This is a genomic window from Desulfitobacterium elongatum (assembly GCF_055378975.1).
Map to the genome: position 1 here is coordinate 797,064 of NZ_AP038772.1, position 13,959 is coordinate 811,022.

Consider the following 13,959-nt stretch of genomic DNA (forward strand, 5'->3'; position numbering starts at 1 on the left):
AGAGTTGGAACGGAAAATCCGTTATGCATGGTGGGTGGTATTAGGGATTTTGCTTTTAGCAGCGGTTTGGAAATTCTTCTTGCCCCATAATTCCTCGATTACACTTGAAAAAGCAAGTCAGAGTCGAGAAATCGTCGTCTATGTATCAGGCGCGGTAGAAAAGCCAGGCCTTGTTCGTCTACCGATGGATGCCCGTCTTAATGATGCTTTGAAACAAGTGAGCCCACTACCCGAAGCGAATGTCGATCAAATGAACCTGGCAGAGAAACTGAAGGATGGCCAAAAAATAACGGTTCCTCTTAAGCCTGTGACGCAACCTTTAGGAATTACGAATTCTGGGAATACCTCTGGTACGAATGTAGGTCCTATTGCAGCTCCTAGTGCAGGAGCTACGCCTAAGACAGGTGCCGCTTCTCCTGGAACTGTGCCAAGCACTAATGCGAGTACTGGATCCGGTACGGGTGTGTCAAGCTCGATAGGTGCAGGAAATTCAGCCTCAGGAATGATTAATATCAACACGGCAGGAGTTACGGAGTTAGATAAGCTACCTGGAATCGGTCCTGCCCTTGCGGAACGAATCATCCAGTATCGCGATGAGCATGGTGCCTTTGGGAAGCCAGAGGATTTGCAGAAGGTTTCTGGAATCGGAGCAAAAACCTATGAAAAAATGGCTTCGATGGTTTCGGTTGGCCCATGAGAGACCTTTGGACCCGACGACTGGCCTCTTTGCTCCTCGGAGGGATGATCGGTATATTTACCCCAGAAATCATGCGATGGGTTGTTCTGGGGATTTTTCTATTGCTTGTTATTCTGATAGGGCTGTGGAAGCCACGGGATTTTTTCGGTCCCTCTTTTCGCCCTGAAATGCTGATACTAGGCCTTGGATTTCTTGTGGGGATTATTTATGGGATGACCGGAAATGCAGGATTGGAAAAACCTCTTCTAATAAACCGAGTTCAAGTCGTAGGTGAATTAACGGATTGGAGCACGAATGAGGAGGGGGCAACGGGGGACTTTAAAATATTAGACCCCCTATCTATACCCGAAACGGCTCTTACTCAACTAGAAAAATCACAGCCTTCAAGTCCAAAGGAACAAGCGCAGTTAAATTTTCAGGAGAAAAAATATCGCCTCAAAGTCTACCCGAATTCAGAAGGGGAGTTACCAGAGGGCTGGCGAAATGTACGACCCGGTGATGTTCTACGATATACTGCCAAATTGGAGCATCCTAAACCCCCTGGAACTCCCGGACAATTTGATCTTCCTCTGTATTATGCCGTGCGTGGGCTTTCCGGAGGGTTAACTGCACAAGGCGCTACGGAAATAGTTTCTCCAGGTATAGCTCCGCTGAGTTGGAAAGTTAGAACGCATGTACATGAGCTACTAGAGCTGATCCCGAGCGATCAGAGCGGAGTTCTAGAAGGGATTTTGTTTGGGGATACGAGCCGAATTCCAGAGGAAGACTTGGAACGATATCGGGTTACAGGAGTATATCATGTCTTCTCAGCTTCAGGTTCTAATGTTGCCTTTCTTCTACTCCTTTGTTGGGGAGCCCTCAGTTTTTTACCAATTCCACTACGGGCTGGAATAAGTATCGCTGTCCTTTCTTTTTACGCCATCCTTTGTGGAGGAAATCCACCCATCCTCAGAGCAACTGTGATGGGAATTTTCGTTTTATTAGGAAGGCTCGGCTCGGGGAGAGGGAATTCCTTGCGGGGGCTTTTTCTCGCTGCACTTCTTCTGTTTATCTGGCAGCCACTGATGCTTAAAGATATTGGGTTTCAGCTATCCTTTATGGCGACATGGGGGATTCTTAACTTAAGTCCAAAGTTAGTGGCGATTCAGGGGATCAGAAAATGGCCACGAGGTTTGAAGGTTGCCTTTGCCATGACCTGTGCAGCACAAATCGCAACTTTGCCGCTCTTAATCACAACGTTTCATCGCTTATCCTTTATCAGCTTAGTGGCCAATTTGCTCGTCCTTTTCCTTATCGGGAGTATCTTTGAGCTTGGGATATTTGGGCTTCTGCTTTCCTTTTTACCCCCATTAGGACTCCCTCTTTTTCAAGTGAGTCTGTGGCTGCTTTCTGCAGTAAGTGGATTGCTCTTCCGATTGGCAAGTTTTCCTTTAGCAGACGCTTGGGTTATCAATCCAGGAGCTCTTTTTTGGGTGTGTTGGTATGGTGGAATTCTAGTCTCGCTTGTTGGAAAGGAAAGAGTACGGTTTACGGTTAGAGTCTGGGGTGCTAACGCGAGAAGAAGGGTAACTCCACTTCTAGAGGCAATTTTGTCTGCCGCTCATGTAGGGTTACCTGATAGAATAAGGTCAACCACGGCACTTGCCGGCTTGGGACGGAGGGTGGGGATCAAAGGAGAACGTGCGCCCCTCGTTCTTATAGTCCTCTTGGTTCTATGGAGTCCTTGGAATACTCCACGGGTGCTCGAAGTTACCTTTATCGATGTGGGGCAGGGGGATAGCATTCTGATTGAGACCCCGAAAGGGACGAGAATTTTGGTAGATACGGGACCCCAGAGTCAACGATTTGATGCGGGGGAACGGATTATTGTACCTTATCTTCTTCAAATTGGAATTAAACATTTAGATGCGCTCATCCTGACACATTCTCATGCGGATCATGTCGGGGGCGCAGCGGCAGTATTAGAAACGATCCCTGTCGATTGGGTCGGGGTGCCAGAGGATGGACGGGACTGGCTCAGCGGAGAGAATCTAGGGGATGAAGGGGATCTGAAAGGAAAGAGTTGGGGAGAAGAGAGTGGACTTACTTCAAAACTTATAAAACTCTTGGCGAATAAAAAGATCGAGAGGTTGGAAGCGGGGGACCAGCTGGTTTTAGATTCTGATATTGAACTGAATGTCTTAGCTCCGAGAGAGGTTTTAACGGATACCCACTCAGATGAGAATAATAATTCCATAGTCGTACGCTTGTTGAACCGAGCTGGTCAGAGTGTGCTCTTAACCGCGGATATGGAAGCAGAGGAAATGAAGGAAATCCTAGAAAGCGGTCAAGATTTCTCGGCTGATCTTTTCAAGGTACCTCATCACGGAAGTCGTTTTTCGTTAGATCTCGATTGGCTCAACCAGATTGATCCCAGAGCGGTTATTATTCCCGTTGGGAAAAACTCCTTCGGTCATCCTACACCTGAAGTGCTCCAGTATTGGCAAGAACGACGGGTTCCTGTGTACCGCACAGATGTTAATGGAACGATTCGAGTAAGGCTGGATGAGGAAGGAATCGAGGTTCTTCCCGGAAGGATATAGTCGAGTGGGCGGTCTTAGCCTAACCTTTTGAATCGAAGGGCTTTAGATAGTGGAAAAATGTTCAAGATGGGTTGGCTCTTTTTTCATAAAAATTGCTATTTTAAGATTCTGCGTTATAAATTATACTTACGACGGTAAGTTACAAATATCAACAAATAATATAAATATTTCCTCATTCACCGATGGGTTAGAGGTCGCAACGTATAAGAGTAAAACGGACGAGATACAGGAATATCGATGACTACGTTTGAAAGGATAAGTTGCCGAAGCTTGAGGATTTTCCTTGAATTTCAAGCTGGTGATGTTATCGAATAGGAACATTACTGTCCCGTTTTCAAAAAAACGGTGGAGAGCTATCTTCGGAAGAATTGAGCGGGTTTATTAATATAAACAGCGTCGATTTTTTGACTGCTGTTTTTTATTGTTTTTTTCTAAGCATAAAGGAGTGTTAAATTCATGGAAAACTCGAGCGCCTCAGCTCCACAGAACCAATTAAAAAGAAATCTTAAGGCTCGCCATTTATCGATGATTTCCTTAGGTGGAACCATTGGAACAGGTTTGTTTCTTGCAAGTGGTGGTGCGATTCACCAGGCTGGACCTGGCGGAGCACTTGTTGCCTATGCAGGTATTGGAATCATGGTTTATTATTTAATGACCAGTCTCGCCGAGATGGCGGCTTTCATGCCGGTAGCGGGTTCTTTCCGCGTCTATGCAGCAAAGTTTGTCGATCCTTCCTTTGGCTTTGCAATTGGCTGGAATTACTGGTATAACTGGGCAATTACCATCGCAGCCGAATTAGCTGCAGTTGTTCTAATTATGAAGTTTTGGTTCCCCAATAGCCCCTCTATTCTTTGGAGTGCGCTTGCGTTAGCTGTGATGTTCTTACTCAATTATTTGTCAGTTAGAGGCTTTGGTGAAGCGGAATTCTGGTTTGCCATGATTAAAGTTGTGACGGTTATTATCTTTATTATCACTGGATTTTTAATGATTCTTGGCATTATGGGGGGCAAGGATCCGATTGGATTTTCTAATTTTGTCGCCGATGGAGGTCCGTTTAATGGCGGGTTCTTTACCATCCTAGGGGTCTTCATGGTTGCTGGGTTCTCCTTCCAAGGAACTGAGCTTCTTGGGGTAACCGCCGGCGAAAGTGAAAATCCGAAGAAGGATATTCCAAAAGCAATTAAGTCAGTGTTCTGGCGCATTCTCTTGTTCTATATTTTAGCGATTTTCGTCATTGGAATGATTATCCCGTTTACTGACCCTCGCCTTTTAAGTGGAGAGGTTGCAGTCAGCCCCTTTACACTTGTTTTTGAAAGAGCGGGTCTGGCCTTTGCTGCTTCTTTAATGAATGCAATCATCTTGACGTCTGTATTATCAGCGGGTAACTCGGGCATATACGCTTCGACTCGTATGCTCTGGGATTTAGCGCGTGATGGCAAAGCACCCAAATTCCTAGGGAAATTAGATAATAGGGGAGTTCCTGTTAACGCACTCATCGTGACGTCTCCATCGCGCATTATCGTTTCCGTAAAGCGTATATTGCCCAAGGCCGTAACTTAAGTGACCTCCCCTTTCTAGCAACAGGCTTCCCCTTTGGGCCTCTCTTAGCTTTGATCCTCTGTATCTTTATTATTATTGGACAAGGCTACCAAGCATTTTCAGCCGACGGGATTGACTGGAACTCGATGCTTGTATCCTACATTGGCTTAGTCTTGTTCCTCGTTGTCTGGTTAGCGTATAAAATCAAACACAAAACGAAACTGATTCCTCTTGAAGAATGTGATTTTGAAGTAGAGGTGAGGACGTTCGAAAATATTTTTTCATAATATGGTATGAAATTCCTAACTCTGGTAAGAATAGGAGAGAACATCTCTTTTCTCCTCCTCTTTCTTTTGCCCCTTCACGTGTTGAAGGGGTTTTTTCTTTTTACACACAGGGCCTATGTGCTATGGAGTGTCTACTCTTCTTCATTGCAATTAAAAGGATTCTTCATTAAAATGGTGGAGTAGGAGGGGGCAAAAAATGCGGGAAGTAGAACAGGTGCGCCAAGCCATAGCGAAGAATCAGGTTCCTCCGGTTTACTTATGGTATGGAGAGGAACGGTTCTTCATCCAAGAAGCAATCAAAGTACTTAAAGAAAATTATCTAGTGAATGATCCCTCTGGAAGTGGGATAGAAACCTTACCTGCACGGAGTGCGACTCCGGAACAAATCGTGGAGATTGCAAATACCGTTTCCTTTTTTAGTGGGAAATTACTGATTGTCGAGGATATTCCCTATTTTCAAGAGGGTCAAGGGGATGCTTTAGAGCCCTTTTATCCTTATCTAGAAAATCCTAATCCAGGAACGTGTCTTGTCTTCCTTGCGCAAAGTGTGAATCGAGGACGGAAATTTTATAAAGCCATCGAAAAAGCGGGAGTCATCCTAGAATTTGGGACCCCAAAGCGACTCCAAGATTGGCAGGTTTGGCTCGAGAGTGAACTGAAGGCCCGTGGGAAAACCATGCGACCAGAGGTAAGAACACTTTTTCTCGAGTGGACTGGACATCAAGTGGGCGTCTTAAGCCAAGAACTCGATAAGCTCGTTTTATATGTAGGGGACCGAGAAATGATTCGTACAGAAGATGTGAAAGCCATTGTTCCCCAAACCTTGGAGGCGACTGTTTTTGAACTTCTGGATGCTGTAGCAGCCCGTTCCTCAGCAGTTGCGTTGCAAAAGCTCCATCAGGTCTTACGAGAAGAGCATCCCCTAAAAGTCCTGACCTTGTTATCACGTCAAGTTCGGCTGCTTCTAGGGGCAAACGCTATGCGCGAGCAAGGGCGGGTTCTTGATGAAGCCCCTCGCATACTAGGAGTAAAGCCCTTTGAGGCGCAAAAGATTTGGCAGAAGTCAGCCAAGCTTACCTGGGAACAGCTTTCCTGGGGCTTGAAGGAATGCCTCGGTACGGAAGTCGGTATAAAAACCGGCAAAGGGGACGCCGAATTACTGCTTGAGATCATGGTTACTAAGTTTTGCACCCTATAGAGTTTCAAACCCATTAAAAAGAGAGCAGCAAATCAATGCTACTCTCTTTTTATGTCGTTTCTTATTTGCGTTATGAACAGGACTTAACCCACTTGAGCAAAATGCTTCGCAAAACGTCTAGTTAAGCGAGATTTCTTACGGGCAGCCGTGTTTTTATGAACTAACCCTTTGGAAGAAGCCTTATCCAAAGCACGGGTAGCTTTACTCAACGCGGATTTCGCGGTTTCTGCGTCCGTACTTAAAGATTCTTCAAAACGACGAATCGTTGTGCGTAAAGTAGATTTAGCAGCCGCATTTTTAATGGTGCGGACTTTGGCCAACTCAACTCTTTTGATTGCAGACTTAATATTTGGCACTGATGGTCACCCCCTTTGGATCGATCTTCCCAACAGATTACGCGAACTTCATTTTATCATTTAATCCTAAAATTTTCAAGGAAAAAAGAAAATTACTTAAAGCTACGATGTATTCGTAAGATTCTGAGGTATAGTGCAGCTTATATGTAACTGAAAAACAGGATTTTTTGTCTCTGTTAGGCATTGGATAAATAATATTTAAGAAAGTTGTCCAGACTATAATATGAGTCTAAGGCAAAAAAGCCTAAATTACAATACGACAGGGGGAAACAAAAAATATGTTAGGAATGATTGTGCGCTTTATTGTATCCGCGATTGTACTGCTTCTCGTGAGTTATCTGGTTCCAGGTCTTAAAGTGGCTGGTTTTACTGGAGCACTCATTGCAGCCATTGTCATCGCCGTGCTGGGTTATGTGGTCGAGCTCGCTTTCGGCAAAGAAAAAATTTCTCGGGTTAATCGGGGAATAGTTGGCTTTTTGACAGCGGCTGTCGTTATCTACTTAAGCCAATTCATCGTTCCGGGATCGATCCAAGTATCCGTTATTGGAGCACTTCTGGCATCTTTGATTATTGGTATTGTTGACGCTTTCGTCCCGACGGAACTAAGGTAAAGCGATTAAGTTAAGGTAGCGCAAAGCTAGGTTTGAGTTCTAAGAAGAACTTGTCCCTCATATTCCTTATTAAGAAAGGAAAGGGGGACAAGTTTTTTGCTGAAAGAAGATACTCTTCGACCAAAATGGAAATGGAGATTTTGGCCAACTTCCCGCTGGGCACGCGGCATTCTTATGACCTTGCTTGCACTTCTTTTCCTGGGATTGTTCGGTTATTCAGTCGAAAAAGGAAGTTCACATCAGCTCGTGCGTCTTCTAGCGCAGCAGAGCTTTCCGTTTGAAGCCGTTTTACTGGAAGGGATTCCTGGCTATTCTGAGCCGCAACGCGAACGTCTTGATCAGGTTAGGGCTCAAGGCGTTTCGCTCGGAACATTTTTATTAACGGGTGTGAATATCTCAGATGCCCGTACTTACTTTTTTAGTTATTTTACTCCACCACCTGATGGACCGGCCTGGATTGGTTGGGCCTATAATCCAGGGGACCCGGAATTTGAAGGGGAAATTCCCCAGCTTGAAGAGATCCCACAAGATAACCTAAAGGAGGGGCCTGATGTAAATCCTAATCCTCTGAGCAAGGAAGTACTTGTGGGGATTTACCATACGCATAATGGAGAGAGTTATGCTGGAGCAGGCGGGGATGAACGGAAACCAGGGAACGGAGATATAGTCGCTGTCGGAGAAACTTTGAAGAAGTCTCTGGTTGAAAATGGAGTGCAAGCTGCACATGCCTTAGAAATTCATGATGCTGAGGATTTTATGAAGGCCTATAGTAAATCCATCTATACTGCCAGTAAGCTAGTTAAAAATTATCCTTCGATGAAACTCCTTATTGATTTACACCGGGATGGGTTACCCCCTGGTGTGAATAAATCGACGGTGAATATCGATGGGAAAGAGGTTGGTCGGGTCATGATTGTGCTTGGCAAAGTAAACCCCCATTGGCAGAAAAATGAGGAAGTTGCTAAGGAACTGATTGCTTTCGCAGAAAAGAAATACCCTGGACTTTTCATCCCCAAGATCACCTATGCATCAGATGCTCGATATAACCAACATCTCTCTGATGGCGCGCTTATTTTAGAGATCGGTAGTCAACGCAATACGCCAGAAGAAGCAAAAGGAACAGCTAAAGTCTTAGGAACGGTCTTAGCGGAATGGCTTAAGGAAAAATAAAAGAAAATTTTAAATCCTTTCCCCTAAAATCAAAAAAATGTTATAATTCGATAGTTAATGACATTTAAGATGTTTTAATTAAAAGGGGACGTAGGTATGTCAGGTACCCGAACGGTTGCGAAGGCGGCCGGGCTCTTAATGCTGGCCCAACTTGCTTCGAGAATTTTGGGCTTTTTTCGAGAATCCCTCATGGCGGGTTTCTATGGAAAGACTGGAGTGACTGATGCATATCAGACTGCATTTATCCTTCCGGATTTAATCTATTGGCTTTTGGTAGGCGGAGTATTAAGCTCTGCCTTTATTCCCGTGTTTTCGGAATACATCAATAAAGGGAATGAAGAGGAAGGGTGGCGGGTTGCTAGCTCGTTTATAAATCTTATTTTCCTGTTGTTGAGCGGCCTAGTGATTATTGCGCTCCTCTTCACCCCACAGTTTATCCGAATGCAGGTACCGGGCTTTACTGCGGAAAACCAAGCTTTAACCGTACATTTAACCCGTATCATTCTTATTCAGCCCCTACTTTTGGCTTTGAGTGGGCTAACGATGGGAATATTAAATTCCTATAAGATCTTCTGGCCCAGTGCACTCGGAACCGTTCTTTATAATGCGAGTGTCATTTTCTTTGGTGTGATTCTGGCACGTCCGGATGAGCCTGATACGATTTCGGGCTTTGCAATTGGGGTTGTGGTTGGGGCCTTGGTGAACTTCCTTGTTCAGATTCCAGCGCTGCGACGCCAGGGGATGCGTTACTATCCGATTATCGATTGGCATCATCCGGGAGTCCGTCGGATTGCCGCCTTGGCTATTCCAATCATACTGAGTTATACCCTAAACCAGTTACAAGTGATCGTGAATTCAAATCTTGGTTCCCATCTTGTTCCGGGGAGTCTCACCTCAATTTGGTATTCCTATCGTTTGTTCCAACTCCCAGTGGGTATCTTTGCCTTAGCCATTGCCGTGGCAGTGTTCCCAACACTTAATGAACACGCTGCGCATAAGAAGTGGAACAACTTCATCCTTACTTCCTCAAGTGCGGTGCGGATGGTCATTTTCATTACCTTACCCATATCGGTAGGCATGATTGTCCTGCGCTATCCATTGATTCGCGTGCTCTTTCAGCATGGCGCGTTCAGTGCCAGTGATACCTTAGCGACTGCGGTTCCCCTTTTGTATTTTGCAGTAGGAATTTCAGCTCAGTCTGTCATTCAGATCTTGCCACGGATGTTCTATGCACTTCAAGATACTTGGACTCCAGTCATCATAGGAATTTTAGCCATGATCGCCAACGTAGTGTTCATGTTCTTGCTGGTTAAGCCCTTACAAAGTGGAGGACTCGCCTTTGCGACTTCGCTAGCTGCGGTTTTCAATATGATTGCCCTGCTCTATGTTCTGCGAAAGCGTCTCAAGCAGATTGATGGTTGGCGAATGCTCTGGACGTCTCTACAGACGTTAGGGGCCTCTTTACTAATGGGAGCCGTCGTGTGGTTTTGGGCAGAGTGGCTGCTCTCGTTTGTCGGGTCTGGTACCTTTGGCTCGATTATCGTCTTAATCACAGGAACAGGACTCGGGGCCTTGATTTTTGCAGGTGCAGCTAAAATCATGCGCATGGAAGAGTTCAATCAGACCATTGGGCTCGTCCAAAAACGAATGAAGCACTAGTCAGAGGTAACTGGGTCAATAGGTAAGAATAGGAGGAAAAATGACGAAGCGAATACTGAATCTCACGCTCGAAAAAACTATTCTCATACTCATTTGTGTCGTCGTTGCTTTATCCTTACTCGTCACTGACGTTTTAATCAGTCGAGAAGTTGCAAATACAACAGAGAAGAGTATTGAGAGTCAGGCCGTGAATATATCTCGAATCGTGGCACATTCTCCTGTGGTTATTGAAGGACTCAGTGGACTGCGTGATAAAAAAGAAATCCAATCCTTTGCCAATGAAGTAACAAATTTGACGAAGGTTAAGTTTATCGTCGTTATGGACATGCAAAGAATTCGCTTATCTCATCCCGACTTAAGCGAAGTAGGAAAACCTTTTGTTGGAGGAGATGAGGGCCCCGTACTCCTGGGAGAGGAGCATGTCTCAACAGCTCAAGGGACGCTCGGTGTGTCTTTGCGTGCCTTTACACCTGTTTTTAATGCGCAAGGTGAACAGGTCGGTGCGGTTGCAGTGGGTGTTTTACTCAATACAGTTCAAGATGCTGTAAGTCAAAGCCGATCAAGGACTTATTTCGGGCTTGGATTTGGACTGCTTGTCGGTATTATGGGAGCAATTCTCCTTGCTAAACAGATTAAAAAAATCATGTTTGGGCTGGAACCTATGGAAATTGCCAAGCTCCTTCAGGAACGGAGCGCAATGCTAGAGTCGGTAAGAGAAGGAATACTGGCGGTAGATTCTGAAGGAAAAGTGACACTGGCCAATGCTGAGGCGATTCGCTTGTTTAATCAGGCAGGGTTTAGTGATGTTAATGAGATGGATTTAAAAGAATTTGCTAAAAATGTCTTAGAAACGGGTCATTCTGAGTTGGATCTGGAATACGATCTTCGAGGAATTACGCTGCTTTCCAATACAGTTCCTCTCAAGGTAGATGGAAAAATCGTCGGCGCAATTTCAACCTTCCGAGATAAGACGGATCTCAAACAACTTGCTGAAGAATTATCAGGGGTCAAAGTCTACGCGGAAGCCTTAAGGGCTCAAACTCATGAATTCATGAACAAGATTCATGTTATTCTGGGCATGATTCACCTAAAATCGTACGACCAACTAGCGACTTATGTGAGTCAGATTGCGAATCGGTATCAGATGGAAGTGGGGTCAATTGTACGAAATATTAAGGACCCAGTACTGGCTGGATTTATTCTCGGGAAAATGAGCTATGCTCGTGAAATAGGGTGTGAATTAGAGCTAGCAGAGGAGTGCTTTTTACCACGACCAGCAGACTCAGAAATGGTTCATGATTTAGTTGCCATTATTGGTAACCTTCTCGATAATGCTTTAGAAGCGACGATGAACGCTGCGGATAAACGAGTGGAATTAAACCTTGTGTATGACGAAGGTGAACTTTTAATCGAGATTATAGATCGAGGCCCTGGTATTCCGGAAAAGATAAAAGAGCAAATGTTTGTGAAGGGTTATTCGACGAAGGCGAAGAACCGTGGGGTTGGACTTTTCTTAGTAAAGAGATGTTTGGATCAAAGAAGTGGACAATTGGAAATCTATTCTCAAGAAGGCAAGGGGACGATGTTTAGAATCTATCTACCTTATGAAACGATGGAGGAGAAGCATGATTAACGTTTTAATTGTTGAAGATGATCCAATGGTCGCTGAATTAAATCGATACTATCTCGAACAAGTGGGAGGCTTTCGATTTCAGGGAATTGCGATAACGGTGGATGATGCCTTTAAGATATTAGAACAAAAACACATTGACTTAATCTTGTTAGATATCTTTATGCCAGGGAGCAATGGTTTGGAATTTCTTTCTAAGTTACGCAAGATCGGAGAAGGGGTTGACGTGATCGTTGTTTCGGCATCTACAGATAGTCAGAGTATCAAGAAGGCCTTACAATATGGAGCAGTTGACTATCTCATCAAGCCTTTTGAATTTGAACGATTCCGTGATGCCCTGACAGCGTACAGGGAACGAGTTATATTAATGCGAAATCAGGATCAACTTAGTCAGAAGGATCTGGATAAGCAGATCTTCCATAAAGATACTACCAATAAATCAGGTGAGTTACCCAAAGGTATCAATCGTGATACGTTAAAGTTAGCCTGGGATCAAATTCAAGGGACTCAAGGGGAATCTTTTACCACAGAGGAAATGGCACAACAGGTTGGAATTTCACGGGTTTCTATGCGTAAGTATATTGGTTTCTTAGGCGAGCTTGGAGTTCTAAAAACAGAGGTTATTTATGGATCCGTAGGACGACCAGTCTATAGACATCGTTTTATTTCCTCGAAGAGCAAAGCTTTGAATAGTTATCTTGAAAGCATGAACTAACTGAAAGAGGGATCGTTCGAACGTGAGGATGCCTGTCCCAAAAGGATAGGCATCCTCACGTTTTTTCTTTTCGCTTATTTTAATTACAAAACGATTTACAAAATTAAATAATATATCCTAATATTCTAAAAAGTTTTAATATAAGGCCGACGATTACTAGGAGGTGCATATTTATGGCAACGGTTGAAGTTACACATGATTCCCTACAGACTCCAAGTGGTTTCTGGCACTCATTAGGAAATATGAAAATTGGGGTGATTCCGTTACCACTCTACGCGATCTTAGCAGCAGTGATCTTTACCGCTTCTTTTTATGGTAAGCTCCCTGCAGATATGATCGGCGGCTTCGCAATCATTATGATCATGGGAATGTTCCTCGGTGAGGTCGGGATGAGAATTCCGATTATTAAAAACATTGGTGGACCTGCAATTTTAGCGATTTTTGTTCCATCCACGCTTGTTTTTTTAAACTTATTGAATCCGGCTTCTTTGAAAGCCATCACCGCAATTATGAAAACAGATAACTTCCTCTACCTGTATATTTCTTCTTTGGTTGTAGGTAGTATTCTTGGAATGAATCGAAAGGTTTTAATTCAAGGTTTTATGAAGATGTTCATTCCTTTAATTGTTGGAACCATCGCCTCAATAACAGTAGGATCCTTGGTTGGAACACTCTTCGGCTACAGTATTAAACACACCTTCTTTTATATCGTTGTTCCGATTATCGGGGGGGGTATCGGGGAAGGCGTTCTTCCACTTTCTCTAGCCTACTCGGAAATCCTCAATGTTCCACAGGCTGAGATTTTAGCTCCATTAACCACGGCTGCAGTGCTTGGAAATGTTGTCGCGATTATTAGTGCTGGTTTCTTAAAACGGTTGGGAGAAAAGAAACAACACCTTACTGGGAATGGAATATTGGTTAAAGGCGGAAATGATGAGGAGTTGCTCAAAGAGAGCACTACGATCGATAAACCCATTGAGTTCCCGCTCATGGGGGCTGGTCTTCTGATCGCCACGAGTTTCTTCATCTTTGGAGGCTTGGCAAACATGTTTATTGCGATTCCCGGCGCAATTATCATGATCTTTGCTGCCGCGATTGTTAAATCCCTTAAAATCATGCCACCCAAAATGGAACAAGGCTGCTATCATTGGTACAAATTTATTTCTACTAATCTAACCTGGCCTCTCATGGTAGGTATTGGTGTTCTATATACTCCTTTGAATGATGTCGTAAAACTTATTAACCCAGCTTATATCGTTATCGTCATTTGTACGGTCCTCGCCATGGTAATCGCCGGTTTCTACACGGGTAAATTCTTAAAAATGTACCCAATCGAATCCGCTTTGGTTACAGCCTGCCATAGTGGTCTAGGTGGAACAGGGGACGTTGCTATTCTTTCTTCAGCGAATCGAATCGAACTTATGCCCTTTGCGCAAATTTCCACTCGGATCGGTGGAGCTTCAATGATCGTTCTTGCAACCATCTTAATGCGGATGTTTGCTAACTAATATTTGT

The 13,959-nt window shown here is 44.2% G+C and carries 10 protein-coding genes, 1 pseudogene and 1 riboswitch; of the genes and pseudogenes, 10 read left to right on the top strand and 1 reads right to left on the bottom strand.

The annotated features are described in order from the left end of the window. Window positions 1-4 precede the first annotated feature (4 nt). The 4 genes and pseudogenes from ACZ42W_RS03615 to holA all read left to right on the top strand — a co-directional run bounded on the left by ACZ42W_RS03615 (window position 5) and on the right by holA (window position 6,303). Window positions 5-697, top strand: coding sequence for a ComEA family DNA-binding protein (locus ACZ42W_RS03615; protein ID WP_464168591.1), 693 nt, complete (start codon window positions 5-7; stop codon window positions 695-697). Beyond that, window positions 694-3,279: a ComEC/Rec2 family competence protein gene (locus tag ACZ42W_RS03620; RefSeq protein WP_464168593.1), complete on the top strand. Its 2,586-nt coding sequence runs from the start codon at window positions 694-696 to the stop codon at window positions 3,277-3,279. The genes ACZ42W_RS03615 and ACZ42W_RS03620 overlap by 4 nt, the downstream gene beginning before the upstream one ends. 180 nt (window positions 3,280-3,459) lie before the next feature. Beyond that, a riboswitch (Lysine riboswitch) is annotated at window positions 3,460-3,643 on the top strand. 92 nt (window positions 3,644-3,735) lie between these two features. Continuing rightward, window positions 3,736-5,105, top strand: a pseudogene (locus tag ACZ42W_RS03625) (amino acid permease). Window positions 5,106-5,301: 196 nt separating this feature from the next. After that, a complete protein-coding gene (gene holA, locus ACZ42W_RS03630) occupies window positions 5,302-6,303 on the top strand; it encodes a DNA polymerase III subunit delta (protein WP_464168595.1) in 1,002 nt (333 codons plus the stop codon). Window positions 6,304-6,386: 83 nt separating this feature from the next. Here holA and rpsT read toward each other — a convergent pair whose 3' ends face one another. Then, entirely contained in the window at window positions 6,387-6,659 is a 273-nt protein-coding gene (gene rpsT / locus ACZ42W_RS03635; RefSeq protein WP_464168597.1) for a 30S ribosomal protein S20, read from the bottom strand. A 278-nt stretch (window positions 6,660-6,937) separates the two neighbouring features. Here rpsT and ACZ42W_RS03640 point away from each other — a divergent pair, with 278 nt between their 5' ends. The 6 genes from ACZ42W_RS03640 to ACZ42W_RS03665 all read left to right on the top strand — a co-directional run bounded on the left by ACZ42W_RS03640 (window position 6,938) and on the right by ACZ42W_RS03665 (window position 13,952). After that, window positions 6,938-7,270 (top strand): phage holin family protein, encoded by a 333-nt coding sequence (locus tag ACZ42W_RS03640; RefSeq protein ID WP_464168599.1) that lies wholly within the window; start codon window positions 6,938-6,940, stop codon window positions 7,268-7,270. 96 nt (window positions 7,271-7,366) lie between these two features. Further along, on the top strand, window positions 7,367-8,440 hold the full coding sequence (spoIIP, locus tag ACZ42W_RS03645; RefSeq protein ID WP_464168601.1) for a stage II sporulation protein P: 1,074 nt from the start codon (window positions 7,367-7,369) through the stop codon (window positions 8,438-8,440). Between the two features lie 96 nt (window positions 8,441-8,536). Beyond that, a complete protein-coding gene (murJ, locus tag ACZ42W_RS03650; protein WP_464168603.1) occupies window positions 8,537-10,099 on the top strand; it encodes a murein biosynthesis integral membrane protein MurJ in 1,563 nt (520 codons plus the stop codon). Window positions 10,100-10,139: 40 nt separating this feature from the next. Then, entirely contained in the window at window positions 10,140-11,732 is a 1,593-nt protein-coding gene (gene dcuS / locus ACZ42W_RS03655) for a DcuS/MalK family sensor histidine kinase (RefSeq protein ID WP_464168605.1), read from the top strand. After that, window positions 11,725-12,444 carry a response regulator gene (locus ACZ42W_RS03660; protein ID WP_464168606.1) on the top strand — a complete coding sequence of 240 codons (720 nt, stop codon included), beginning with the start codon at window positions 11,725-11,727 and terminating at the stop codon, window positions 12,442-12,444. Before dcuS ends, ACZ42W_RS03660 begins: the two co-directional genes overlap by 8 nt. A gap of 173 nt (window positions 12,445-12,617) precedes the next feature. Beyond that, entirely contained in the window at window positions 12,618-13,952 is a 1,335-nt protein-coding gene (locus ACZ42W_RS03665) for a 2-hydroxycarboxylate transporter family protein (protein ID WP_464168608.1), read from the top strand. Window positions 13,953-13,959 lie beyond the last annotated feature (7 nt).

Excerpts from the sequence above, each read along its gene's own strand:
- holA (WP_464168595.1), top strand. The coding sequence starts at position 5,302 with ATGCGGGAAGTAGAACAGGTGCGCCAAGCCATAGCGAAGAATCAGGTT.
- ACZ42W_RS03665 (WP_464168608.1), top strand. The coding sequence starts at position 12,618 with ATGGCAACGGTTGAAGTTACACATGATTCCCTACAGACTCCAAGTGGT.
- ACZ42W_RS03620 (WP_464168593.1), top strand. The coding sequence starts at position 694 with ATGAGAGACCTTTGGACCCGACGACTGGCCTCTTTGCTCCTCGGAGGG.
- ACZ42W_RS03660 (WP_464168606.1), top strand. The coding sequence starts at position 11,725 with ATGATTAACGTTTTAATTGTTGAAGATGATCCAATGGTCGCTGAATTA.
- murJ (WP_464168603.1), top strand. The coding sequence starts at position 8,537 with ATGTCAGGTACCCGAACGGTTGCGAAGGCGGCCGGGCTCTTAATGCTG.
- dcuS (WP_464168605.1), top strand. The coding sequence starts at position 10,140 with ATGACGAAGCGAATACTGAATCTCACGCTCGAAAAAACTATTCTCATA.
- ACZ42W_RS03640 (WP_464168599.1), top strand. The coding sequence starts at position 6,938 with ATGTTAGGAATGATTGTGCGCTTTATTGTATCCGCGATTGTACTGCTT.